Genomic DNA, 24,870 nt, shown 5'->3' with positions numbered 1-24,870 from the left:
GCGTGTGCTATCGGTGTCCATGTGTACCCTGACGCTGGCCTGGCAGGTGTTCGACGACGCGCCGGTCGTCGTGGCCGCGAACCGCGACGAGGCGCTCGACCGGCCCGCCGAGCCGCCCGCGGACCGCGGCGACGGCGTGATCGCGCCCCGCGACGCCGAGGCGGGCGGCACGTGGATGGGGGTGACGCGGGACGGCCTGTTCGTCGGGATCACGAACCGCTGGGTCGAGGGGCTGGCCGCGGAGCGCTCGCGCGGCCTGCTCGTCGACGACTGCCTGCGGGCGGGCTCCGCCAGCGAGGCCGCCGGGGTCGTCGAGGAGTCGTGTCGGGCGTACGGGTACGACGGCTTCAACCTCGTCGTCGCGGACGCCGAGGACGCCATCCTCCTCGAGTGGGACGGCTACCTCACCGTCACCCAGTTCCTCCCGGGCGTCCACGTCGTCGGCAACGTCGGCTACGACGGGCGGTTCTTCCGCCCCGAACGCAACCCCGACCTCGGCCCCGCGGAGGCGCGCAACGCGACGCGGCTCCGCCGGGCGCTCCACCCGGAGGACGGCGAGACGGCCGACGGCTGGCTCGACCGCGCGGGCGCGGCGCTCGGCGACCACGAGTTCGGCGTCTGCGTCCACGGCGACGGCTACGGCACGGTCTCGTCGACGCTGATCCGCGCCGGCGACGGCGGCCTCCGGTACGACCACGCCGAGGGACCGCCGTGCGAGTCGGCCTACGAGCCCGTCGCGCTCGAGGCCTGATCCGTCGCCGAGGCGCGGATCGGTCGGCGGCGGCCGCCTCGGAAGGGAAAGGGTAAACGGGGGCCACGTCGTTGGGGTGGGTATGAGCGCCTCCGACGCCGAAGCCGAACTCGGGGACGACGAGTACGCCGGGCTCGAACTCGTCCGCGAGACCGGCGGCATCCACCAGTCCGACTTCTGGAAGGAACTCGACGTCTCCTCCCGTAAGGGGAGCCGGATCGCCGAGAAACTGGAGGAACTCGGCCTCATCGAGCGCGAGGACACGGTGTACAACGGGCACAACACCTACTTCCTCGCGCCGACGGCGAAGGACCTCGACTTCGCGCTGTTGATGGCCGGCGACATGCTGTCGCCGTTCATCGGCGAGGAGGAGATCGACCCCAACTCCGACGCGTTCACGCAGTGGCTGATGAACCTCGCGTACGAGGAGTACTGAGCCGCGCGCCGCCGACGGGTCGTCCCGATTCCTCCCGCCGATCCGACACGCACCGGAGCCACGCCGCCACCGTCCCGCTCCGTCGGACGCCCCCCGCACGCGGGTGACGCACGGGGTGGCGTCGCGTCCGTGCCCGGTCAGTCGTCGAGGCCGTCCAGCTCGTCGACGAGGGCGCCGCCGTAGCCGACGTAGCCGGCGGGCGTCAGCGCGTGGAGTTCCTCGCGGACGGCCTCGTCGACGTCGAGGTCGTCGAACAGGGCCCGGAAGTCGGCGAGCGTGACGCGCTTGCCCCGCGTCAGTTCCTTCACGCGCTCGTAGGCGGCGGTGTCGCCCTCGCGGCGGAGGATGGTCTGGACCGCCTCGCCGACGATCTCCGGGGTCTCCTCCAGTTCCGCCCGCATCACCTGCTCGTTCGGGACGACCTTCGACAGCCCGGCGGCCGTCTTCGAGTAGCCGATGAGGCAGTGGGCCAGCGCCGCCCCGACGTTGCGCTTGACCGTCGAGTCCGAGAGGTCGCGCTGGAGCCGCGAGGTGGTGACGTAGTCCGCGAGGAACGTGAGGTCCGCGTTCGCCTTCGAGAGGTTCCCCTCGCTGTTCTCGAAGTCGATCGGGTTCACCTTGTGCGGCATCGTCGAGGAGCCGGTCTCCCCGTCGGCCGCCTCCTGCCCGAGGTAGCGGTCGGAGACGTACAGCCACACGTCCCGGTCGAAGTCGAGGAGGACGTTGTTGACGCCGCGGAGGGCGTCGAACAGCGCCGCCAGGTCGTCGCAGGGGTTCACCTGCGTCGCGAGCGCGGTGTGTTCCAGCCCGAGCGACCCGACGAACTCCCGGGAGAACGCCCGCCAGTCGACGCCGGGGTAGGCCGCGCGGTGGGCGGCGTACGTGCCCGAGGCGCCCGCGAGCTTCCCGGAGAGGCCGGCGGCCGCCGACTCCACGCGGCCGAGCGTCGTCGCGAGGCGGCTCGCGTAGACGGCCAGTTCCTTCCCCCACGTCGTCGGCGTCGCCGGCTGCCCGTGGGTCCGCGCCAGCATCGGCACGTCGCGGTGGGCACGCGCCTCCTCGACGAGCGTGTCGCGGAGGTCGCGCAGTTCGGGGACGAGCACGGCCTCGACGGCGGGCTTCACGAGCAGGCGCTGGGCGAGGTTGTTCACGTCCTCGCTCGTCAGCCCGAAGTGGATCCACGGGTGGAGGCGGTCGCCCGTCTCGGTGCGCAGGAAGTACTCGACGGCCTTCACGTCGTGGTTGGTCGCCGAGTACCCTTCGGCACCCTCCGTCTCCAGGCGCTTGACGAGACGGGCGTCGTCCGCCGAGAAGTCGTCGACGACGGCGTGGAGGTCGGCACGCTCGGTGTCCGACAGCGTCAGGTCGACGCCGGGTTCGTCGGCGAGCGCGAGCAGGTACGCGACCTCGACCTCGACGCGGGCGCGGATCAGGCCGGCCTCGCTCGCGTACGGGACGAGCGGCGCGGTGCGGCCGGCGTAGCGACCGTCGAGCGGCGAGACGGCGGCGAGGGGGTTCTCCCGAGGGATGTCCATGGTCCGCGCTCCAGTCGCGCGGTGCAAAGCGGTTTCGGTCGCCGGAGCGCCCGACCACCACGAGCGTGCATACGATACCCCGAACACCGAGCAGTTGCCCCCGATCCGATACGAGTTCGTGTATATCTCGGCGTCCCGGACCGCAACGCCCTTACCGGCGGCGCGGGAGTCGTCGCGTATGAAGATCGCGGGCATGGCGAGCAACCGCGGGCGCAACCTCCGGAACATCGCCGACCGAGCCCCCCGGCGGGGCCGAGCTGTCGGTCGTCCTCACCAACGACGGCGAGGCGCCGGTGCTCGACGCGATGGCGAAACGCGACGTGGCCACCGAAGTCGTCGAGCGCGACGACGGCGAGGCGCGCGAGGCCCACGAGGAGCGCGTCCTCGACGCGCTCGCCGACTACGAGTTCGACATCGTCTGTCTCGACGGCTACATGCGCGTGCTGACGGACACGTTCCTCGACGCAGCGCCGACGACGCTGAACGTCCACCCCCTCCCTCCTGCCGTCGTTCGCCGGGCGGAACGTCCACGAGCGCGTCCTCGACGCCGGCGTCCGCCAGACCGGCTGCACGGTCCACGTCGCCACCGAGGAGGTCGACGGCGGGCCGATCGTCACCCAGGAGACGGTGCCCGTGTACGAGGGCGACGACGCCGCCGACCTGAAGGAGCGCGTGCTGTACGAGGCGGAGTTCGCCGCGTACCCGCGGGCGGTGAAGTGGTTCGCCGAGGGGCGCGTCACGGTCGACCGCGACGCCCACGAGGTCCGCGTCGACGGCGACGACGGCGGCGAGTTCCCCGCACGCCGGACGACCAGCGAGGACCGGGTGCGCGAACTGCGCTACGGGGAGAACCCCCACCAGGACGCGGCGCTGTACGCCGACACCACCTGCGAGGAGGCGAACGTCGTCGCCGCCGACCAGCTGAACGAGGGCGCCAAGAAGCTCTCGTACAACAACTACAACGACGCCGACGGCGCGCTCAACCTCGTGAAGGAGTTCGACGAGCCCGCCGCGGCGGTGATCAAACACACGAACCCGGCGGGCTGTGCGACCGCGGACACGCTCGCCGAGGCGTACGCCGACGCGCTGTCGACGGACGCGAAGTCCGCCTTCGGCGGCATCGTCGCCTTGAACCGCGCGTGCGACGCCGAGACCGCCGAACTGATCGTCGACTCGTTCAAGGAGGTCGTCGTCGCGCCCGGCTACACCGACGACGCGCTCGACGTGCTGTTCGGGAAGGACAACCTCCGCGTGCTCGACGTGGGCGACGAGGCGACGTTCGGCGAGCGGTCGGAGACGCTCACCGAGAAGCCCGTCGTCGGCGGGCGGCTCGTCCAGGAGCGCGACCTGCAGGCGCCCGAGCGCGACGACCTCGAGGTCGTCACCGAGCGCGCCCCCACGGACGAGGAACTGGAGACGATGCTGTTCGCGTGGCGCGTGCTGAAACACGTGAAGTCGAACGGCATCCTGTTCGCGACCGGCACCGAGACGGTCGGCGTCGGCATGGGGCAGGTGAGCCGCGTCGACGCCGTGACGCTGGCGGCGATGAAAGCCGAGAAGGACGCCGAGGGGAAGTCCGCCGAGGGCGCCGTGATGGCCTCGGACGCGTTCTTCCCGTTCCCGGACGGGATCGAGGAGGCCGCCGAGGCGGGGATCGAGGCGGTGATCCAGCCCGGCGGCTCCGTGAACGACGAGAAGGTGATCGCGGCCGCCGACGAGCACGACATGGCGATGGTGTTCACCGGCGGCCGCGCGTTTCGCCACGACTGAACGGCGCGGTCGCGGCGTCCGTCGCGGCCCGGGGGTGTCAGCCGGCGGGCTTGATCAGCTCCCGGACGTCGGCCTCGTCCATGTCGACGTTGTGTCGGTGTTCGCCGTGCATCCGCGCCATCCGCACGAGCTCGTCGTCCGAGTCCGACCGCACGACGAAGTCACAGTCCATCCCGGCGTCCGCACAGACGATCTGGTTCACCATCGGTGTCTCACCGGCGGCTCTGACGCGCCCGAACGGCGTTGTTATGCGCCCGTTCGGCTCCGGGTAAGCCGGCCGTACGCGCCGGCCGGGGGCGAACGACACCGACCGCCTGCCGCGGGCGGGTGAGCGTGCGACGGCGGGCGTCGCCGGGGGCGTCCGGATCGGGGCCGACTGCTCCCGTTAGCCATAAGCGCGCGCCCGAAGTCCGTCGGAGTATGCGCTACTCCGAGGCGGCGAACTTCCTCTTCGACCTCCGGCGCTTCCAGGTCAAGCCGGGCACCGAGTCGGTGCGCGACCTGCTGGCCCACCTCGGCGACCCACACGACGGCGTCGACTTCGTCCAGATCGCGGGGACGAACGGGAAGGGGAGCGTCGCCCGCATGGTCGAGTCGGTCCTCCGCGAGGACGGCCGCCGGGTCGGCCTGTACACGTCGCCGCACTTCGAGGACGTCCGCGAGCGGGTCCGCGTCGACGGGCGGCCGGTGCCGAAGGCCGAGGTGACGGCGTTCGTCGAGGCGGCCAAGCCGTGGCTCGTCGAGCGCGCCGCCGACGGCGAGCCGCTCACGTTCTTCGAGGTCGTCACGGCGCTGGCGCTGTGGCGGTTCGACCGCGCCGGCGTCGACGTCGCCGTGTTGGAGGTCGGGATGGGCGGGGAGTTCGACGCCACGTCCGTCGTCGACCCCGTCGCCGCCTGCGTCACGAACGTCTCGCTGGAGCACACCGCCGTGCTGGGCGACACCGTCGAGGAGATCGCCCGCACGAAGGCGAAGGTCGCCCCGGCCGGCGGCCCGCTCGTCACGGCGACCGACGGCGCCGCGCTGGCGACCGTCCGGGAGGTGGCCGCCGACCGCGGGAGCGAGGTGGTGACGGTCGCGGGGCCGACCGGCGGGCCCGCCCCGGCCGACGCCGACCTGTCGGCGACGTACGAGGGGGCGGTCAGCCCGCAGGAGTCGCTCGTCGCGCTCGTGGGCGACGGCTGGGCCGTCGAGACGCGGATCCCGCTGCTCGGGGCGTACCAGTCGACGAACGCCGGCGTGGCGGCCGCGCTCGTGCGGCGGCTGGGTGTCACCGAGGGGGCGACGATCGCGCGCGGCCTCCGCAACGCCCACTGGCCGGGCCGCTTCGAGGTGATGGGCACGGGGCCGCTGGTCGTCCTCGACGGGGCGCACAACCCCGCCGCCTGCGGGACGGTGGCGGACACCCTCGCCGAACTCGACTACGACGACCTCCACCTCGTGTTCGGGGCGATGCACGACAAGGACCACGCCGAGATGGCCGCCGCGCTCCCGGCGGCGACGACGGTCCGCACCTGTGCGCCGGCGATCGACCGCGCGGAGGACCCCGAGGTGCTCGCCCGCGTGTTCGAGCGGGCGAGCGACGCGCGGGTCGCCGCCGTCGGCGCCGTCGCCGACGCCGTCGCCGAGGCCCGGGCCGCCGCCGGCGACGACGACTGCGTCCTGCTCACCGGCTCGCTGTTCTGCGTCGCGGAGGCGCGGACGGCGTGGACGCGACAGGTCGTCCCGAAGGAGCCCCGACGGCCGGCGCCGCCCGGGAGACGCTGGCGGCCGCGGACGTCCCCGCCGACGCGGTCGCGGCGACCGCCGAGGAGGCGGTCCACGAGACGGTGAAGACGCGCGTCTCCGAGACGCAGGCGCGTCGCCTCCGCCGCGAGGCCGCCCGCGCCGGCGTCGCCTGCGGCGTCAGCGGCGTGGGCGGGGGCGAACTCGCGGAGGCCGTGCTGTCGGGCAGTCGCGCCGAGTTCGCGGCGCTGACCGACGCGCTCGCCGACGCGGAGCACGGCCTCGCGGGCGTGGCGAGCGACGCCCGGCGCGGCGTCGGGCTCGACGACCCGGCCGACTCTCCCGCTGGGGGCGCCGCCCCCGCCGGCCCGTCGGCCGACGACGCCTACCCGTGGACGGACGGCACCGCGGTGATGGGGATCCTCAACGTCACGCCGGACTCGTTCCACGACGGCGGGGAGTTCTTCGACGAGGCGGACGCGCTCGCGCAGGCGGAGGCGCTCGTCGACGCCGGCGTCGACGTCATCGACGTGGGCGGGGAGTCGACCCGGCCGGGCGCCGACGAGGTGCCGGTCGACGAGGAGATCGACCGGATCGTACCCGTCATCGAGGCGGTCGCCGACGCCGACGCGCTGATCTCCGTCGACACGCGGAAGGCGCCGGTCGCGCGGGCGGCGCTCGACGCCGGCGCGGACGTCCTCAACGACGTGACCGGGCTGGCGGACCCGGAGATGCGGTTCCTCGCCGCCGAGCGCGGCGTGCCGGTGATCGTGATGCACAGCATCGACGCCCCCGTGGTCCCCGACAAGGAGGTGGCGTACGACGACGTCGTCGAGGACGTGATCGCCGAACTCGGGGAGCGCCTCCTGCTCGCCGAGAAGGCGGGGATCCCCCGGGACCACGTCATCGTCGACCCCGGCCTCGGCTTCGGGAAGACGCCGCGCGAGAACTTCGAGATCCTCGGCCGCCTCGGGGAGTTCGACGCGCTCGGCTGCCCGGTGCTGGTCGGCCACTCGCACAAGTCGATGTTCGAGTTGACGGGCGAGTCCGCGGGCGACGCGCCGAACGGCACCGTGGCGGCGACGGCGCTGGCGGCGGCCAACGGCGCGGACCTCGTCCGCGTCCACGACGCCGCCGAGAACGTCGCGGCCGTGCGGGTCGCCGCGGCGGCGGCCGACCCCGAGGGGTTCGACGCGACGGGGACGGACGCGGCGGGTGACGACGCGTGACCGACGGCGGCGACGCGGCGGGCGGCGACGGCCCGGACGACGGCTCGGAGCGCCCCGACCCGCCGTACGAGGCGGCGTTCGCGTCCCCGGACGGCGACGCGACCGTCGCGCGGCTGGCCCAGACGGCCCGGCGCTACGGCTACGGCGGCCTCGTGGTCCGGAGCCGGACCGCCGCGTTCGACGCCGCCGCCCTCCGCGACCGGTACGGGGTGGACGTCGTGCCGGCGGTCGAGGTCGTCGCCGACGAGCCGCCCTCGGCCAGCGGCGCGGTGGGGAACTTCCGGCCGGACTACCCGCTCGTGCTCGTGCGCGGGGGGACGGACGCGCTGAACCGCTTCGCGGTCGAACAGGACCGCGTCGACGTGCTGGCGGCGCCGCTGTCCGGCGACGGCGGGTTCAACCACGTGCTCGCCAAGGCGGCCGCCGCGCACGGCACGCGCGTGGAGTTCGACCTCGGGCCGGTGCTCCGCGAGTCGGGCGGGAGCCGCGTGCGGGCGCTGAAGGGGCTGCGGAAACTGCGCGAGATCGTCGGGCACTACGACGCGCCGTACGTCGTGAGCGCGCGGCCGGCGTCGCACCTCGACGTCCGGGCGCCGAGCGAACTGGTCGCGCTCGGGACGGAGATCGGGTTCGACGCCGACTGGGTGCGGGCGGGGCTGGCCGAGTGGGGCCGGCTCGCGGCGCGCAACCGCGAGCGACTGTCCGCCGAGTTCATTTCCCCGGGGGTCCGACTCGGGGAGTGTGAAGAAGACGATCGCTGACCACGCGGCGCGCTTCTCCGAGATCGCCGCGGAGTACGACACCGAGCAGAACAGCGAGGAGTACGAGGCGTGTGCCGCCCTCGTGATCCGCCGCGCCGCCCCCCACCGCACGGACACGGTGCTCGATCTGGGCACCGGGACGGGCGCCATCGCGCTCGCGCTCGCCGCGGACGCCGGCCGCGTCGTCGGGCGCGACGTGAGCGAGGGGATGCTGGAGCAGGCCGAGCGCAAGGCCGCCGACGCGGGGGTCGAGAACGTCGAGTTCGGCTACGGCGAGTTCCGCGCCCCCGAGTACGACGGCGAGGCGCAGATCGTCACCTCGAACTTCGCGCTGCACCACCTCGCGGACGACGAGAAGCGCGAGGCGATCGAGACGTGGGCCGCCCTCGACGGCGGCACGACCCCCAACCGGAGCGACTCGGTCGGTCCCCGGCGGATCGTCCTCGGCGACGTGATGTTCTTCGAGGAGCCCGACCCGTCGGACCCGTTCTACAGCCCCGAGGTCGACGACCCCGCGACGGTCGGCAGCCTCGTCGAGATGTTCACGAGCGCCGGCTACGCCGTGACGAACGTCGACCGGGTCCACGACCAGGTCGGCGTGATCACCGCCGAGCGCGTCGTCGCGGCCGGGCGAGAGACGTGAGCGCTGCGGTCGGGGCGGGCGCGTGAGACACCTCCCGAAGCACCTGCGGCCGCGGTGGCGCTACCTCGTCGTCGGGCTGGAGTCGTGGGCGGGGGCGACGTTCGCGCGCGGCCCGTTCCAGCGGGAGGTGTGGTACGCGGCCCAGAACCTGCTTGGCGACCCGGGGAGCGCCGACGCGGACCTCACCGTCGTCCGGTTCCGGTTCGCCGACGGCGCGGGCGCGGCGGTGGTGCGCGTCCGGCGCGGCGAGGTCGACCGCGCGCGGGCCGCGCTGGCGTGCGTCGACGAGGTCGACGGCCGCCGGGTCGGGGTCCGCGTCCGCGCCGTCTCGGGGACGATCAGGGCCGGTGAGGAAAGCTATTTAGGCGGCGCGGGCGGATTCGGAGACGAGAGCACCGTCGTGCTCGGCCCCGACGACGAGCGCGGGACCGGCCGCCGCCGAGCGGACGGCGCGGTCGACGCCGCGACGTCGACGGGCCGCGTGGGCGCGACGGACGCGGAGACCTCCGTTCCGGGGCGGTCCGACCCGGCGAACGACGCGGCTTCGGACGACAACTGACACACCATGCAGGGCCAACAACAGCAGGCGTACGACCGTGGGATCACGATCTTCTCCCCGGACGGCCGCCTCTATCAGGTCGAGTACGCGCGCGAGGCGGTCAAACGAGGGACGGCGAGCGTCGGCGTCCGCACGGCCGAGGGCGTCGTGCTCGCGGCCGACAAGCGCTCGCGTTCGACGCTGATGGAGCCGGAGTCCGTCGAGAAGCTCCACAAGATCGACGACCACGTCGGCATCGCCAGCGCCGGCCACGTCGCGGACGCGCGCCAGCTCATCGACTTCGCGCGCCGGCAGGCGCAGGTGAACCGCCTCCGCTACGGCGAGGAGATGGGTATCGAGACGCTGACGAAGACCGTCACGGACCACATCCAGCAGTACACGCAGGTCGGCGGCGCGCGGCCGTTCGGCGTCGCGCTCATCGTCGGCGGCATCGAGGACGGCGAGCCGCGCCTGTTCGAGACGGACCCCTCGGGGACGCCGTACGAGTGGAAGGCGCTGTCCATCGGCGCGAACCGCGGCGACGTGCGCGAACACCTCGAGGAGGGGTACCACGAGGAGCTGACGATCGAGGCCGGGATCGAGCTGGCGCTGTCGGCCCTCTCGGAGTCGGGCGACGACGAGGGGCTCGAACCCCACGGCGTCGGCCTCGCCACCGTCGAGGTCGACGACGAGCGGTACGTCGACCACGACGCCGCCTCCATCGAGGGGTACCTCGACGAGTTCGACCTGCTCGCCGAGGCCGACGGCGAGGACGGCGACGAGCCCGCCGACGAGTAGTCCGGCACCCGCCGATCCGCCACCGTTTTCGCGACACCCGGCGACCCGCCGACGTGAGCGACAGCGACCGGTACGAGGTCCGGGACGGACCGCCGACCGTCGACGAGTTCCGACGACTCCGCGCCGCCGCCGACATGGCCGAGCGACCCCGCGCGGGGGTGGAACGCGGCCTCCCGAACAGCCTGTACGCCTGCCGCGTCGTCGACACCGGCGCGCCGGCCGACGACCGCGCGCCGGTCGAGTCGCGCGACCCGGACGGCGCGGTCGTCGGGATGGCGCGGGTCGTCGGCGACGGCGGGGCGGTGTACCACGTCTGCGACATGGCAGTCGAGCCGGCCCACCAGCGGCGCGGACTGGGGACGCGGCTGTTGGACGCCGTCGACGCGTGGATCGACGCCGACGCTCCCGCCGGCGCGTACGTGAACCTCCTCGCCGACGTCGACGGGTTCTACGAACGGGCGGGCTACGAAGAGACCGCGCCCGTCTCGAAGGGGATGTACAGACGGGTGGAGTGAGCGACCGCTCGCGGCGGTGAACGGCGCGTCCGCGGCCGCGGTCGGTCGGGGTCGCGACGACGGGCCGACGACACGGGAGCACGGAACGCGGCGGACCCGGTGACGTGGTAGCTGTGATGACGTGCGGGGCACGTGCATGGGACTGGCGTGTGCCCCGGCGGGTCCGCCGCTGGTGAAATAATTTACTCACGATAGAATAAGCCTTTTGCCGCCTCGCGTGGTAGCCCGGGGCATGCAAGCTATCGCTGTCCGTCGCGGGGAGGAGACACCCTCCCTGATCGAGAAGCCGCGGCCCGAACCGGCCGCCGGCGAGGCGCTCGTGCGGACGCTCAGGGTCGGTGTCGACGGCACCGACTACGAGGTCATCTCGGGGAACCACGGCGGCTACCCCGACGGCGAGGACCACATCGTCCTCGGGCACGAGGCAGTCGGCGTCGTCGTCGACCCCAACGGGACCGGCCTCGCGGAGGGCGACGTGGTGGTGCCGACGGTGCGCCGCCGGCCGAACGGCTCCAACGAGTACTTCGGGCGGGGCGAACCGGACATGGCTCCGGAGGGGTACTACCACGAGCGGGGCATCGACGGCGCCCACGGCTTCATGGCCGAGTACTTCACGAGCCCGGGCGAGCACCTCGTCCGCTGTCCCCCCGAGCTCGCCGATCTGGGGTTCCTCGTCGAGCCGGCGTCGATCACCGAGAAGGCGGTCGAGCACGCGCGGGCGAGCCGGTCGGCGTTCGAGTGGAACCCGGAGACGGCGTTCGTCCTCGGCAACGGCAGCCTCGGGCTGCTCACCCTCGCGATGCTCGACGACTCCTTCGACCGGCTCTACTGCCTCGGCCGGCGCGACAGGCCGGACCCGACGCTGGACATCCTCGACGACCTCGGGGTCACCTACGTCGACTCGCGGGAGACGCCCGTCGACGAGGTGCCCGGGGCGTTCGAGGCGATGGACTTCGTGTACGAGGCGACCGGCTACGCGAAACACGCCTTCGAGACGGTCGAGGCGCTGGCGCCCAACGGCGTCGCCGCCCTGCTCGGCGTCCCGGGCGACTGGGAGTTCGAGGTGAACGGCGGCGCGCTCCACCGGGAACTCGTGCTCCACAACAAGGCGCTGGTCGGGTCGGTGAACTCCAACGTCCACCACTTCGAGCGGGCGGTCGAGTCGGTCGCGGCGTTGCCGGAGTGGTTCACCGACGCGTTGGTGACGGGCGTGTACGGGCTCGACGAGTTCGAGCTGGCGTTCGACGACGACGATACCACTATCAAGACGGCGGTGGAATTCGGGTCACGATGAAGAACGTCGACGACCTCATCGACGACGCGGCGGAGTTGGCCGAGCGCGGGCTCTCGAAGGGCGAGATCGCCGACGAACTGAACGTCTCCCGCGAGACGGCCTCGTGGCTCGTCGAACGCTCGGGCGCACAGCCCGCGGACGCCGGCGCGGCTCCCGACGCGGGGCCGTCGGGGCCGCAGGACATCCACGTCGACTGGTCGACCGTCGGCCGCGACTCCACGCGGATGACCCACATCGGCGCCGCCATGGCCGACCTGCTCGCGAAGGAGGGCGAGGAGGTCGACCTCACGGTCGGCATCGAGAAGGCCGGCACGCCGCTGGCGACGACCATCGCGCGCGAACTCGACACGGATCTCGCGGCGTACGCGCCGGCGAAACACCAGTGGAACGAGGGCGACATCGACGACGTCGGCGGCGGCTTCTCGCGCAACTTCGCGACGATCCGCGGGCGCGAGTGCTACGTCGTCGACGACACGGTCACCTCGGGCACGACGCTCACGGAGACCGTCGAGGCGGTCAAAGCCGAAGGCGGGAAGCCCGCCGCCTGCGTCGTCATCGTCGACAAGCAGGGGCTCGACGAGGTCGCCGGCGTCCCGGTGTACTCGTTGATCAACGTCGTCGGCGTCGGCCGGGACTGACCGCTCGGTGTGCTCGCGGCCGGCGTCGAGGCCTGCGTCGTCGACCGGGCGGTCCGGGCGTGCCACCGACGCAACGCCTTTCCCGGGGTGTCGCATACGGAGGGACATGGCGTTCCAACCCGAGAGCGAACTCACGGCCGAGGAGGCCGCCGAGCGCGTCGAGGAGGTCCTCGCGGAGCACGACGTGGTGCTGTTCATGAAGGGGAACCGCCTGATGCCCCAGTGCGGCTACTCGAAGCGCGCGCTCGGACTCATCTCCCAGCACGTCGACGACTTCGAGACCGTCGACGTGCTGCCGGCGCTGCCCGAGTACCGCGCGGCGCTGGAGGCGGAGAGCGGCTGGGAGACCATCCCCCAGACGTTCGTCGACGGCGAGTTCGTCGGCGGCAGCGACGTCCTCGCCGAACTCGACGAGCGCGGCGAACTCGCGGAGACGCTCGGCGCGGAGGCGTAACGACCGATCCGACGGACGGCGCCGGGTCGCGTCGCCTCGGTTTATGAATCGCGGTCGGGGACAGGTGTTTTACCGGTCCGGCCCGTAGGTACCGGCGAGTAGGGACGGAACTGACGGGTAGCCGCGGGACGCCGCGGCCCCTCGACGCGCCCACCGCTCCCACCCCACCCACCACACATGTCAGGCCGCGTATACCGACTTCACTCGACGCTGGAACTGCCACTCGAAGACCTTCAGGACTACTTCGCGGACGATCCGCCGCTCCCCGAGGGTGTCGAGGACGTGGACATCACCCGCCGGAACAACACGCTGATCCTGAAGGCCGTCTCCAACGACGAGTCGATCGGGAAGTACACACCGACCGCACAGCTCAAGGCGAGCGTCTCCGAGACGCGAGTCTACGAGGAGGAGCCGCCCCGCACCGGCGGCGGCTGGATGCAGGAGGAGGAAGAGGAGATCCCCTCGGAACTCGTGGAGTTCGCCTGCTTCAAGGGCGACCGCGAGACGGTGCTACAGAACACGGCGCTGCAGTACCCGATGTTCCTCGTGCTCCGGGAGATCGCCCTGCAGTCGGAGAAGGGGACGCTCACCGCGATCACGGAGATCGACGGGGAACTGGTCGCCCACCGCATCGTCGAGGGCGAGGAGCGACCCGCGAGCGTCGAGGTCGTCGAGACCCCCAACCGGAACGGCGAGAAGGGCGGCGTCGAGTGGCGCGACAACAAGTTCATCAGCTGATCGGGCCCGTCACCCGCGGCGAGCGACGTCCGGCCGGATGACGACAGCCGTCCGTCGACGGCGGGTTCCGTCCCCGTCGGCACGGTCACAAGACCTTTTACGGACTAATTATATCTAATTACTAGGCATGGCAGAGTCACAGGCGGAGTTCCCGGACTATCTGGACGTCGACTACACCGACGGGGAAGGCGAGACCCCCGAGAACTACCCGAGCATCGAGCACAAGCTCGAGAAGGCGCTGGAGGTCGTCGAGACCGGCCTGCGCGAGTACGAGAACCCCGCGGTGATGTGGACCGGCGGGAAGGACTCGACGCTCACGCTGTACTTCGTGAAGGAGGTCGTCGAGGCCAACGACGACCTGGAGCTGCCGACGACCGTCTTCATCGACCACTACCAGCACTTCGACGAGCTGATGGACTTCGTCCGGCACTGGGCCGACGAGTGGGACCTCGAGGTCAAGTGGGCGCGCAACACGGACGTCGGCGACTACGTCGAGGCGAACGACCTCGAACCCGGCGACGACATCCCGGTCGACGCCCTGTCCGAGCACAACCAGCACCACATCCGGAACATCCTCGAGTACGAGGAGGAGACGTTCCCGTTCCTGCTGGACACGTACGTCGGCAACCACCTGCTGAAGACGGTCGCGCTCAACGACACCCTCGAGAGCGAGGACATCGACGGTATCATCTCCGGCATCCGCTGGGACGAGCAGGAGGCACGCGCCGACGAGACGTTCTTCTCGCCGCGCCACGACCCCGACATCTACCCGCCCCACGACCGCATCCAGCCGATCCTCCAGTTCAAGGAGGCCGACGTGTGGGACGCCTTCTGGTACTTCGTCGTCCCGGAGACCGTCGCGGGCTACCCCGAGGACGGCTACGTCCCGCAGGGGTTCGACGACCTGCCGGAGGGGATCGAGATCGAGGACATCCCCGTCTCGCCGAAGTACTTCGCCGGGTTCCGCTCGCTCGGCTCGGAGATCTCGACGGACAAGTCCGCCGAGGAGCCGGCGTGGCTGCAGGACATGGAGAACACGACCGAGCGCGCGGGCCGCGCCCAGGACAAGGAGGACCTGATGGAGCGCCTGCGCGACCTCGGCTACATGTGACGACGGCCGGCTGAACGACACCCCGCCGCGCGGTCCCGCTCGGACGAACGCCCCCGCCGAGCCGCCCTCCCGGGCGGTATCCGGCGGCTACTCTTGTCCGGCGACGGCGTCGCTCCCGCCGTGACCGACGCCTCAGACACCGACACCGACACCGCCGGCGACGCCGACCGCGCCGACGTCCCCGGCGCCGGCCGACCGGAGCTCCCGGCCGACCTCGCCGACAAGATCGCGACGGCCGAATCGATCGTCGCGGACGCGCTGGCCGACTTCGAGCGCCCCGTCGTCCCGTGGACCGGGGGGAAAGACTCCACGCTCGTCCTCCACCTCGTGCGCGCCGCGGCCGCCGATCGCGGCCTCGAGACGCCGCCCGTCACGTTCGTCGACCACGGCGCCCACTTCCCGGAGACGACCGCCTTCGTCCGGCGGTGGGCCGACGAGTGGGACCTCGAGCTACACGTCGCCCGCTTCGAGGACCTCGCGGGCCACGACCCCGGGACGGAACTCCCGGTCGAGGAGCTCTCCGACCGCGTCCGGACCGAACTCGAGCGCGTCGGCCACGAGGGCGACACGCTCGTCGTCGACGCCGACTCGCTGGCGGGCAACCACCTGCTGAAGACGGTCGCGTTCAACGACCTGCTCCGTGCCGAGGGGTTCGACGCGGCGCTCACCGGCGTCCGCAGCGACGAGAGCGACGCGCGCGCGGACGAGTCCGTGCGCTCGCCCCGCGGCGACGACCACACCCCCGAGCACGTCCGCGTCCACCCGATCCTCGACTTCTCCGAGGCGGACGTGTGGGCCGCGCTGTGGGGCGTCGTCGTCCCCGAGACGGTTCCCGCGTTCCCCGCGGGGACGGTGCCGTCGGCCGCGGCGGACCTGCCGGCCGACCTGACCCCCGCCGACCTCCCCGTCTCCCCGAAGTACTGGGAGGGGTACCGCTCGCTCGGCACGGCGGCGGGGTCGGCCCGCAGCGCCGACGAGCCGGCGTGGCTCCAGTCGCTGGGAGACGGCGGCGAGCGCGCCGGCCGCTCGCAGGAGAAGGAGGACCTGATGTCGCACCTGCGCGACCTCGGCTACATGTGAGCCGACCGCGGGCTCGCGGGCGGCGACGACCGCCCGGCCTCAGCGGTCCTCGATGGGGATCCGCGTCCAGCCGTCGTCGCCGCGGTCGGGTCGCCCCGGGCCGGTGAGTGTCTCGGGTACGTCGTCGTGTGCGGCCGCGCGGGCGTCCCCCCGGCTCTCCTCGGCGGTGCGGCGGAGTCGTTCGATCCGCTCGTCCATCGGCGGGTGCGTAGACAGGAGTCGGACGAGCGTGCTCGGCTCCGGCTTCGCCGACCGGTACACGGGCGCGAACGGGAACGCGGAGTCGATCGCGTCGTCGATCTTCCGGAGGGCGCTCGCCAGCGCGAGCGGCCGTCCGGTCACCGCGACCGCGCGGTCGTCGGCGGCGTGTTCCCGACGGCGCGAGTACGCCCGCAGCGAGAGGGTCAGGCCGAACAGGAGGAGCGTGAGCACGCGTTCGAGGCCGACGCGGATCCGGCCGGGCACCGTGCGGTGCCAGCGGTCGGGCGCGCCGCGGACGAGCGCGAGTCCGCGGGCGAACCCGCCCGCGAGGAACGCGACGGGCGTCACCGCGAGCGCGACCGTGCCGACGAGCGTCTGGACGAAGCTGTGGGCAAGCGTCTGGACGAGGCCGTCGCGCCCCTCGATGTGTGCGAACTCGTGGGCCAGCACCGCCTCGAGTTCGGCGGGCGTGAGCACCCGAAACAGGCTGTAGTCGAGGACCAGCGCGGGGGTGTGACCCCCGAGGGCGAGCGCGTTCGGCTCGCCGAGGCGCGCCACGAACACTCGGGGGCGGTCCAACTCCATCGCGGTCGCGAGGTCGTCGACGATCCGGTGGACCGCCGGGGCGGCCGCACGCGGGAGTTCGCGCGCGTCGAGGCCGGCGAGCGCGCGCCCGGTGCCGATCCGGTACGTGAGGTACCCCGACAGGAGGGTCGCGCCGACGAAGACGGCGGCGACGGTGGTCGGCGCCGGGCGGTTGGCCCACAGGAAGCGCACGCCCTCCCAGACGACGACGGCGGCGACGGCGTAGAACGCGATGGTGAGCGCCCCCGCGACGACCATCGCCCACCGGAGGCCGGTCCCGGCGCGTGGCGACTGGCGCATGCGGTCGGTCGTACACCCGCGGTCGTCAAACGGCTGTCGGTGGACCGAGGGGAACCGTCACCCGTAAGGTCGCTTCCGCGCGTACCCACGGTATGAGCGACGACACCGACGCGCCGGCCGACGGCGTGTACGTCGGCCTGTTCTCCGGCGGCAAAGACTCCTCGTGGGCGGTGTACCGGGCGCTGGAGGCCGGCCTCCCGGTGGAACGACTGCTGACCGTCCACCCGGCCGGCGACTCGTACATGTACCACGTCCCGGAGACGCGCCTCGCACGGCTCGCCGCCGAGAGCATCGGGCTCCCGCTGACGGAAGTCGAGCCCGACGACTTCGCCGCCGCGGAGACCGTCGACTCGGGCGCCCAGGGCGACAGCGAGTTGGAGCCGATGGAGCGGGCGCTGACGGCGCTGGCCGCGGAGACGCCGCTGGCGGGCGTCACCGCGGGCGCCGTCGAGTCCGAGTTCCAGACGAGTCGGATCGAGACGATGTGCGACCGTCTCGGGATCGAACTGTACGCGCCGCTGTGGCAGGAGGACCCGCGGGAACTGGCCGACGCCATGCTGGACGCCGGCTTCGAGATCACGATCCTCCAGGTGGCGGCGGCCGGGCTCGACGAGTCGTGGCTGGGGCGGACGCTCGACCGGGACGCGCTCGCGGAGCTGGAGGCGCTCAACGAGGAGTACGGCGTCCACCTGCTCGGCGAAGGGGGCGAGTTCGAGACGTTCGTCACGGACGGGCCGCACATGGCCCGGCCGATCGAGCTGGAGTACGACACCGAGTGGGCCGGCACCCGCGGGCGGATCCGCGTGACGGACGCACGACTCGGCGAGTAGGCGACCGGGAGGAAGGAGAAGGGGCGCGCGCCGCCGCGCCCGCCGGGGGTTACTCGTCGCTGGTCAGCCGCGAGTGGGCGCCCACGAGGGCGCCCGACAGGTCGAGGCCGTCGACGACGGTCTCCTCGTCGATGATGCTGCGCCGGACGTCGGCGCCGTGGACGCGCGCGTTCCTGAACACGACCGACTCGGAGATCGTCGAGTCGGTGATCTCCGCGCCCGCGAGGACGTACACGTCGTCGCCGATCTCGGAGTTCTCGACGGTCGCGTCGGGGTGGACCACCGACTCCCCGCCGAGGTACCACGCGACGGCGTCGAGGTAGCTCTCGGGCGTCCCGATGTCGAACCACGCCTCGTCGAAGGTGAACGCGTGCACCGGCTGGCGCGACTGGAGCCACTGGATGAACCAGCCGGGCTCGTCGGGGTTGTTGCCGTCGGAGAGGTACTCCGCGAAGTCCGGCAGCGTCTCACGCGGGAACGCGTAGCAGGCGATCGACACGAGCGTGCTCTGCGGGTCGTCGGGCTTCTCCTGGAAGTTGACGACCTGGTCGCCGTCGAGCTGGACGAGGCCGTAACTCTTCGCGCGCTCGCGCGACCCGACGTCGTAGGCCGCCAGCGTCGGCGTCCCCTTCTCCTCGAAGAAGTCGACGAAGTCGGCGACGTCGAAGGAGATGAGGTTGTCGCCGGCGACGACGATCAGGTCGTCGTCGACGTTCTCCCGCTCGATGAGTTGGGCCAGCGCACCGACGACGCCGAACTTCTCGGACTCCTCGCTGGTGTCCTCGACGGAGACGGTCGGTTTCCGGAACTCGGAGTCGGCGAGATAGGCGTCGAACTCCTCGGCGAACCGCTCGTTCGTGGAGACGAACACCTCGTCGACGCGGTCGTCCGCCTCGAGGTCCGCGAAGATCTCGTCGATGACGGTGCCGTCGCCGACGGGAAGGAGCATCTTCGGTCGGTTCCGCGTGATCGGCCACAGTCTGGTCGCGTATCCCCCCCGCGAGCACTACTGCCTTCATACCGTCACGCTCACTGGCATCTCACAAGGGTCTTTCCTCTCGCTCGACCGCCGGCCCCGCGAGCGGTGCCCGGGCGAAACCGATTCGGCCCCCCCGACCCCTCTCGTCCGGGTATGCCCGAGCGAACGACGCGCGAGCGGATCGCCGACGAACTCCGCGACCGCGCGCTCACGGCGAGCGCGCTCGCGACCGAGTTCGACGTGCCCCGCGCGACCGTCTACGACCACCTGGACCACGTCGCGCGGTCGCTCCCCGACGGCGAGGAGTTCCTGGTGGCGCCGCCGGAGTGTCGCGACTGCGGTTTCGACCGCTTCGACGACCCGATCAACGCCCCCTCCCGCTGTCCGGAGTGCAAGGGAGAGAGCGTGGAGGAACCGGCGTTCGTCATCCGGTGAGCCCGCCGGGGACGGCGCCCCGTCGCCCGCTCAGGCAGGGAGTTCGACGCCCAACTCGGCGAGCAACGTCTCCGCGGCGGCCGACGACGAGCCCGGTCCGCGCGCGGTGATCAGGTCGCCGTCGACGGTGACGCTCGTGTCGGCGTCGAGTTCGGCGTCGAAGTTGCCGCCCGCGGCGACGACCTCGTCTTCCACCCAGTACGGGAGTTTGCGCCCCTCGATCCGGTCGTACTCGTCGACGATCCCCTCCTCCCACTCGTTCGGGAACCCCGTCACGTCGCGGCCGTCGACGAGGGAGCCGCCGTCGCCGTCGCGGGCGAACCCGAGGATCCCGACCGCGTGACACACGACGAGCGCGGTGCCGTGCTCGCCTTCGACCGCCTCGCGCAGGGCCGTCCGTGCGTGCACGTCCTGGTTGACGTCCCACACCGTGCCGTGACCGCCGGGGAACACCACGGCGTCGTAGTCGGCCGCGTCGACGGCCGCCACCGGCTCGGGGTCGGCGAGTCGGTCGTCGGTCTCGTGGATCTCCCGGAACCGGGCGGCCGTCTCCTCGCCGATGTCCTCGGGGTCGAGCGACCGCTCGTCGACCACCGGCTGCGACCCGGACGGGGTCGCGACCGTCACCTCGACCCCGGCGTCGTCGAGCGTCGTGAGCGGCTCGATGCACTCCTCTGCCCAGTACCCCTCCTCGCTGACCACGAACAGCGCCGTCTGTGTGTCGGTCATCCAGCCCATGCTGGGACCGCGCCACCGGAAAACGTGACGGCACCAGCGGGACCCGTCCGGCCCGCGCCGCTTATACCGACGGACTCGCAACGGGGTGGCATGGCAGCAGTCGGGACGCGGACGGTCCTCGCGGTGATCGGCGGCGTCGTGTTGACCGTAGGGATCTACCTCCACGCGTCCGACCGCGAGGCCGCGGGCTACGGCACGATGGCGGTCGGGTTCGCCACCGCGGCCGTGTGGGCCTTCCTGGGGATGGAACTCGCACAACAGGGCGTCGATTCGGCTCCGGCGACGACGTACCTGTCGGGCGGAATGGCGGCGGTCACCCTGGCGATGTACTTCGGGATGCGCGCACGCGGTCTGGCCCGCGGCGAGTGAGGGGGATACCGGGGGCGGTTCTCCGCCGCCGACGTCGCCGGCCGAGTTTGGGTTCGCGGCGGTATTCGCCGTGCGGATAGTCATCACAGTATTCGACAATATCTCACGAAAACATTCGATGTGAGTGCTCAAACGTAAGAAAACGGAATGCGAGTGGATCACTCACCCGGAAACTATGTGGATCCCTCATGAGAGGATCCCCCACAGTTAAGTACAGCATACCATTAGTGGCGTCCGTATGTCCGATAATCAGTCCGGATCGAGCCGTCGTCGGTTCCTCCAGGGGACCGGTGTCGCGGCGGTCTCGGCCGGTCTCGCCGGTTGTTCAGGCAACGGCGGGAGTGACACGGAGACCGACAGCGGCGGATCCACGCCCACCGATGACCAGACGCCGACGGAGAACCAGCAGGACGAGAGCGACATCCCCCGTGGCGGCATCTTCAACCTCGGGATGGGGACGGCCCCCGACACGCTCAACGCCCTCGCGAGTTCCTCCGCGTACGCGAGCATCATCTACGGACAGACGTACGAGTCGGGCGCGGCCATCGACCCGGTCAACTTCGAGATGCACCCCAACGTCTTCACCGACTGGGACTACGAGGTGCTCGACGAGACCGGCGAGACGGACCAGCCCAACACGGAGCTGTACATCAACGTCCGCGACGACGAGCTGACCTGGAACGACGGGACGGAGTTCACGATGGACGACGTCCTGTTCACGTACAACTACTACATGGACCAGGTCCCCGGCGGCTACGCGGCGTCCATCAACCCCATCGTCTCCATCGAGGAGCACGACGGCGACTGGGACCTCGTGATGACGCTGAACCAGCCGAACAGTACGTTCGCGTACGACCAGTTCGGCCTGCCGATCCTCCCGCGTCACCGCTGGGAGGACGTGGACGACTACAACACGTACGCGCCGCAGGACACCGACTTCGGCGGTCCCGTCGGCCTCGGCCCGGGCGTCGTCACCCGCTACGAGCCGGACACGGCCGTCGAGGTCTCGTACACCGACCGCGAGGGCGAGTACACGCTCTCTAACCTCAGCTGGCGCGAGGACGTCCCCGGGATCATCCCCGGCGGTCCGTTCGTCGACGCGATCCGCTATCGCGTCTACTCCTCGGAGTCCGCGCTCCACCAGGCGCTGTTCAACGGCGACATCGACTCGCTGTACAGCTCGATCCGCACCTCGCGCATCGAGGACGCCCAGGAGGACGAGAACCTCGAACTCATCGACGGGTTCGACACGGGCTACGGCCACTACTCGTTCAACCTCCGCCGCACGCCGCTCGACGATCAGGCGTTCCGGCAGGTGCTCGGCTTCGCGTTCGACGACGTCTACTGGAACCAGCAGCTCTCGCGCGGCTACGAGCAGGAGGGCGACTTCGTCATGCCGCCGGGGTACACGGCGGTCCGTCCCGAGACCGGCACCGATCAGGAACTGCTCACGGGTCCGTCGACGCAGGCGTTCGCCTTCCGCCAGTCGAGCCCGAGCGTCCCGAACGTCGAGGCGATCCGCTCGTTCCTCGCCGACGGCGACATCATCACGGGCGAGGGCGGCACCTACGCCGGGCAGGAGTACCCCGGCAGCCTCACCGGCGTCACCTCGACGCAGTCCGAGCAGGTCCACGACTACTCGTTCGGCCCGGTCGAGTCCGAGGTCCTCGTCAACGCCGACGAGGAGCCGGACCAGGAGATCCGCGTCAACGGCCAGACGATCACCGAGATCAACGGCAGCCCGCTGACGATGCTGCTGAGCCCGGCCAGCGAGTCGCCCCAGACCGCGCAGATGGTCGAGGACTGGCTCGGCTCGCTGCGCCAGATCGGGATCCCGGTCGACCGCGAGGTCGTCTCGTTCAACACCCGTGTCACCCGTGCCTACGGGAGCGAGGACTTCGATATGTTCTCGATGGGCTGGGTGAACCTCTCGCCGTTCGCGACGAACACGCTGTACAGCCTGTTCCACTCCGACAACGCGGACGACCACTCCGTCGTCGAGACGGAGGGCGACGACTCGAACACCGACACGCTGTACAACAACGCGATGGGGTACGGCGTGGGCGAGAACTCGGGCGCCGACGACCTGATCAACTCGGCCCGCACGACGCTCGACCCGGAGGAGCGTAACGACCTGTCGCGGGAGGCCGTCGAGCGCATCTACCTCGACTTCCCGACGATGGTCGTGAGCTACGGCGTGCAGAAGTGGCCCGTCAACACCAGCGAGTGGGGCGGCGTCATCGGGAACATCCCCGGCCCGGGCTCGACGTACCTCGGGACGCAGTTCCTCCAGGTCTACCAGCAGGAGTAACGCCGTCGCCGCGCGCGCGACGCCGGGCACTCCGTCTCCCCGCCGGAGTCCCTGTCGGCGTCGCCCGCCCGGAACACGGATGCAACAACTTCATACCGACACCTTCGTGATACAGTAGTACGCGAAAGGGTCCCAAAACGCATGACCAGAATCAGTGGAAAATACCTCGCAAAACGGATCGTCGTTTCGTACCTGACGCTCCTGGTAATCATGTCGCTGCTGTTCGTTCTCCTCCGGAGCATGCCCGGCTCGTTCATCACGAGCATGATCTCGTCGGGGATGACGGCCGAACAGATCGCGCGTATCCGGGAGACGTGGGGACTGAACGAACCATTATGGAGACAGTACCTGAACTTCATGATCAACTACCAGACCGGGAACTTCGGCCGGTCGCCGACCTACAACACGCAGGTGTGGGACCTGATGATCCGGCGGATGCCGCGGACCCTGGTCCTGTTCGGGTCGACGTTCATCATCGGGTTCATCGTCGGTCCGCTGGTGGGCATGTACCTCGGCTGGTGGCGCGGCTCCAGGAAGGACAAGTCCATCTTCAGCACGTCGCTGCTACTGTACTCGATGCCCAGCTTCTGGATCTCGTGGCTGTTCATCTGGGTGTTCAACTACGAGCTGGACCTGCTGCCGAGCGCCTACATGTTCACCCAGTTCCCCGAGTTCCAGTGGACGGCGTTCACCGTGATGCGGGACGTACTGTACCACATCGCGCTGCCGATCATGAGCCTCACGTTCATCGGCTGGGTGGGCTCGATGCTCATCATGCGCCCGACGATGAACCAGGTGACCGACGAGGGCTACGTGTTCCTCGCGCGCGCCAAGGGCCTCTCGGAGCGTACGGTCATGGTGAAGCACGCGGCACGAAACGCACTGATCCCGGTCGCGACCGGCGCGGTCGTCAGTCTGGCGTTCCTCATCGACGGCTCCGTCATCGTCGAGAACGTCTTCAACTGGCCCGGGATGGGACAGATCATCGTCTCGTCGGTCCTCAACCGCGACTTCCCGGTGGCACAGGCGACGTTCTTCATGCTCGCCGTGCTCGTGGTCGTGATGCGGCTGCTGACCGACGTCATCTACACGTACCTCGACCCCCGGATCAAGTTCGGGGAGGGTGAATAATGGCTACGCAACAAGGAGACTCAGGCACGGACGGCGGATCGGTCAGACGACGGTGGGAGCCCCGCATCGAGCGGCTCAAGCGGGGATGGGACCGCTACACCGAACACCGGATCGGCGTGGTCGGGCTGGTCATCCTGGTCGTGTTCACCCTGTGGTCGATCATCCCCGGTGTGTTCGCCCCGCACTCCACCGAGTGGATCGCGTACATCGGCGAGCCGCCGATCGAGTCGCGGCTCACCGCCGAGCAGGTGCGGTCGCTGCCGCACCCGCCCGCGTTCGGGGACCCGTTCTTCGCGCCGCTCGGGACCAACGCCAACGGGAACGGCATCCTCTCGCTGCTCATCTACTCGGCGAAGAACGCGATGTACATCGGGCTGGCTGCGGGGCTGCTCTCCAGTCTCGTCGGCGTCCCGCTGGGGCTCATCTCCGGGTTCTACGGCGACACGTGGATCGACGAGGCGATCCAGCGGTTCGTCGACATCATGTACGGCCTGCCGTTCCTGCCGTTCCTGATCGTGCTCGTCGCCATCCGCGGCATCACGACGACGAACATCATCATCGGCATCGCCGTCACCTCCTGGCTGAACAACTGCATCACGGTGCGCGGGGAGACGCTCTCGCTGAAGGAGCGGTCGTACGTCGAGTCCGCGAAGGTCGCCGGCGCGTCCGACACCCGCATCATCTTCCGGCACATCATGCCGAACGTCCTCCCCATCTCGTTCGTGTTCCTCGCGCAGGACGCCGCGGGCGCGGTCATCGCGCAGGCGTCGCTGGCGTACCTCGGGCTGGCGGACTTCACCGCCAACTCCTGGGGGATCATGCTGGAGAACATCAAGTCGCAGGGGTACATCTTCGACGCCTGGTGGTGGCTGCTGCCGCCGGGCCTCGCGCTGATGCTGATGGCCGCATCGTTCTACTTCATCGGCTTCTCGATGGAGGACGTGACCAACCCACAGCGGTGACACGACGACACAT

At 70.9% G+C, this 24,870-nt stretch carries 23 protein-coding genes and 3 pseudogenes; 21 read left to right on the top strand and 5 right to left on the bottom strand.

Annotation, left to right across the window (positions count from 1 at the left end; genetic code table 11):
- Nucleotides 1-19 precede the first annotated feature (19 nt).
- Nucleotides 20-751 carry an NRDE family protein gene (locus tag P0R35_RS06075; protein ID WP_284014310.1) on the top strand — a complete coding sequence of 244 codons (732 nt, stop codon included), beginning with the start codon at nt 20-22 and terminating at the stop codon, nt 749-751.
- Between the two features lie 82 nt (nt 752-833).
- Nucleotides 834-1,187, top strand: coding sequence for a helix-turn-helix transcriptional regulator (locus P0R35_RS06070; RefSeq protein ID WP_284014309.1), 354 nt, complete (start codon nt 834-836; stop codon nt 1,185-1,187).
- 137 nt (nt 1,188-1,324) lie between these two features.
- On the opposite strand, the gene purB is transcribed toward P0R35_RS06070, so the two are convergent.
- Nucleotides 1,325-2,722, bottom strand: coding sequence for an adenylosuccinate lyase (gene purB, locus P0R35_RS06065; RefSeq protein WP_284014308.1), 1,398 nt, complete (start codon nt 2,720-2,722; stop codon nt 1,325-1,327).
- Between the two features lie 178 nt (nt 2,723-2,900).
- Between purB and purH the strand changes: the two are divergent.
- Nucleotides 2,901-4,492 (top strand): annotated as a pseudogene (gene purH / locus P0R35_RS06060) (bifunctional phosphoribosylaminoimidazolecarboxamide formyltransferase/IMP cyclohydrolase).
- Between the two features lie 37 nt (nt 4,493-4,529).
- On the opposite strand, the gene P0R35_RS06055 reads toward purH, so the two are convergent.
- Nucleotides 4,530-4,697 (bottom strand): DUF1059 domain-containing protein, encoded by a 168-nt coding sequence (locus tag P0R35_RS06055; protein WP_284014307.1) that lies wholly within the window; start codon nt 4,695-4,697, stop codon nt 4,530-4,532.
- A 215-nt stretch (nt 4,698-4,912) separates the two neighbouring features.
- On the opposite strand from P0R35_RS06055, the pseudogene folP reads away from it, so the two are divergent.
- The 12 genes and pseudogenes from folP (at nt 4,913) to P0R35_RS05995 (ending at nt 16,016) form a co-directional block, all read left to right on the top strand.
- Nucleotides 4,913-7,446: pseudogene (gene folP, locus P0R35_RS06050) on the top strand (dihydropteroate synthase).
- 113 nt (nt 7,447-7,559) lie between these two features.
- The gene (locus P0R35_RS06045) at nt 7,560-8,207 is read left to right on the top strand and encodes an RNase P subunit p30 family protein (RefSeq protein ID WP_284014571.1); all 648 of its coding nucleotides are present in this window, start codon (nt 7,560-7,562) and stop codon (nt 8,205-8,207) included.
- The gene (locus tag P0R35_RS06040) at nt 8,188-8,850 is read left to right on the top strand and encodes a class I SAM-dependent methyltransferase (protein ID WP_284014306.1); all 663 of its coding nucleotides are present in this window, start codon (nt 8,188-8,190) and stop codon (nt 8,848-8,850) included. The genes P0R35_RS06045 and P0R35_RS06040 overlap by 20 nt, the downstream gene beginning before the upstream one ends.
- Nucleotides 8,851-8,872: 22 nt before the next feature.
- Complete coding sequence (locus P0R35_RS06035; RefSeq protein WP_284014305.1) at nt 8,873-9,409, top strand: Rpp14/Pop5 family protein; 537 nt, start codon at nt 8,873-8,875, stop codon at nt 9,407-9,409.
- Between the two features lie 6 nt (nt 9,410-9,415).
- Nucleotides 9,416-10,186 (top strand): archaeal proteasome endopeptidase complex subunit alpha, encoded by a 771-nt coding sequence (gene psmA / locus P0R35_RS06030; RefSeq protein WP_284014304.1) that lies wholly within the window; start codon nt 9,416-9,418, stop codon nt 10,184-10,186.
- A 53-nt stretch (nt 10,187-10,239) separates the two neighbouring features.
- Nucleotides 10,240-10,701 (top strand): GNAT family N-acetyltransferase, encoded by a 462-nt coding sequence (locus tag P0R35_RS06025; RefSeq protein WP_284014303.1) that lies wholly within the window; start codon nt 10,240-10,242, stop codon nt 10,699-10,701.
- A 232-nt stretch (nt 10,702-10,933) separates the two neighbouring features.
- On the top strand, nt 10,934-11,995 hold the full coding sequence (locus P0R35_RS06020) for a glucose 1-dehydrogenase (protein ID WP_284014302.1): 1,062 nt from the start codon (nt 10,934-10,936) through the stop codon (nt 11,993-11,995).
- A complete protein-coding gene (gene gfcR, locus P0R35_RS06015; RefSeq protein WP_284014301.1) occupies nt 11,992-12,633 on the top strand; it encodes a transcriptional regulator GfcR in 642 nt (213 codons plus the stop codon). The genes P0R35_RS06020 and gfcR overlap by 4 nt, the downstream gene beginning before the upstream one ends.
- A 106-nt stretch (nt 12,634-12,739) precedes the next feature.
- Nucleotides 12,740-13,087, top strand: a complete 348-nt coding sequence (locus P0R35_RS06010) for a glutaredoxin family protein (RefSeq protein ID WP_284014300.1) — start codon at nt 12,740-12,742, stop codon at nt 13,085-13,087.
- A 177-nt stretch (nt 13,088-13,264) separates the two neighbouring features.
- Nucleotides 13,265-13,825: a DUF7110 family protein gene (locus P0R35_RS06005; RefSeq protein ID WP_284014299.1), complete on the top strand. Its 561-nt coding sequence runs from the start codon at nt 13,265-13,267 to the stop codon at nt 13,823-13,825.
- A 127-nt stretch (nt 13,826-13,952) separates the two neighbouring features.
- On the top strand, nt 13,953-14,936 hold the full coding sequence (locus P0R35_RS06000) for a phosphoadenosine phosphosulfate reductase family protein (RefSeq protein WP_284014298.1): 984 nt from the start codon (nt 13,953-13,955) through the stop codon (nt 14,934-14,936).
- A gap of 120 nt (nt 14,937-15,056) precedes the next feature.
- On the top strand, nt 15,057-16,016 hold the full coding sequence (locus P0R35_RS05995; protein ID WP_284014297.1) for a phosphoadenosine phosphosulfate reductase family protein: 960 nt from the start codon (nt 15,057-15,059) through the stop codon (nt 16,014-16,016).
- Nucleotides 16,017-16,055: 39 nt separating this feature from the next.
- On the opposite strand, the gene P0R35_RS05990 is transcribed toward P0R35_RS05995, so the two are convergent.
- The gene (locus P0R35_RS05990) at nt 16,056-17,102 is read right to left on the bottom strand and encodes a M48 family metallopeptidase (protein ID WP_284014296.1); all 1,047 of its coding nucleotides are present in this window, start codon (nt 17,100-17,102) and stop codon (nt 16,056-16,058) included.
- A 92-nt stretch (nt 17,103-17,194) separates the two neighbouring features.
- Between P0R35_RS05990 and P0R35_RS05985 the strand changes: the two genes are divergently transcribed.
- Nucleotides 17,195-17,932 (top strand): diphthine--ammonia ligase, encoded by a 738-nt coding sequence (locus tag P0R35_RS05985; protein ID WP_284014295.1) that lies wholly within the window; start codon nt 17,195-17,197, stop codon nt 17,930-17,932.
- Between the two features lie 49 nt (nt 17,933-17,981).
- Here the strand turns inward: P0R35_RS05985 and P0R35_RS05980 are convergent.
- Nucleotides 17,982-18,951: pseudogene (locus P0R35_RS05980) on the bottom strand (nucleotidyltransferase family protein).
- A gap of 113 nt (nt 18,952-19,064) precedes the next feature.
- Between P0R35_RS05980 and P0R35_RS05975 the strand changes: the two are divergent.
- Nucleotides 19,065-19,346, top strand: coding sequence for a transcriptional regulator (locus P0R35_RS05975; RefSeq protein ID WP_284014294.1), 282 nt, complete (start codon nt 19,065-19,067; stop codon nt 19,344-19,346).
- Between the two features lie 30 nt (nt 19,347-19,376).
- Here P0R35_RS05975 and P0R35_RS05970 read toward each other — a convergent pair whose 3' ends face one another.
- Nucleotides 19,377-20,075 (bottom strand): DJ-1/PfpI family protein, encoded by a 699-nt coding sequence (locus P0R35_RS05970; protein ID WP_284014293.1) that lies wholly within the window; start codon nt 20,073-20,075, stop codon nt 19,377-19,379.
- Nucleotides 20,076-20,174: 99 nt separating this feature from the next.
- On the opposite strand from P0R35_RS05970, the gene P0R35_RS05965 reads away from it, so the two are divergent.
- The 4 genes from P0R35_RS05965 (at nt 20,175) to P0R35_RS05950 (ending at nt 24,857) form a co-directional block, all read left to right on the top strand.
- Complete coding sequence (locus P0R35_RS05965) at nt 20,175-20,453, top strand: hypothetical protein (RefSeq protein ID WP_284014292.1); 279 nt, start codon at nt 20,175-20,177, stop codon at nt 20,451-20,453.
- 238 nt (nt 20,454-20,691) lie between these two features.
- A complete protein-coding gene (locus P0R35_RS05960; protein WP_284014291.1) occupies nt 20,692-22,764 on the top strand; it encodes an ABC transporter substrate-binding protein in 2,073 nt (690 codons plus the stop codon).
- 210 nt (nt 22,765-22,974) lie between these two features.
- Nucleotides 22,975-23,895: an ABC transporter permease gene (locus P0R35_RS05955; RefSeq protein WP_284014290.1), complete on the top strand. Its 921-nt coding sequence runs from the start codon at nt 22,975-22,977 to the stop codon at nt 23,893-23,895.
- Nucleotides 23,895-24,857: an ABC transporter permease gene (locus P0R35_RS05950; protein ID WP_284014289.1), complete on the top strand. Its 963-nt coding sequence runs from the start codon at nt 23,895-23,897 to the stop codon at nt 24,855-24,857. Before P0R35_RS05955 ends, P0R35_RS05950 begins: the two co-directional genes overlap by 1 nt.
- Nucleotides 24,858-24,870 lie beyond the last annotated feature (13 nt).

The sequence above is a fragment of the Halobaculum litoreum genome, assembly GCF_030127125.1.
Lineage (GTDB): Archaea > Halobacteriota > Halobacteria > Halobacteriales > Haloferacaceae > Halobaculum > Halobaculum litoreum.
The sequence above is the reverse complement of the archived record's forward strand: the minus strand, read 5'-3'. Positions and strand labels throughout refer to the sequence as shown.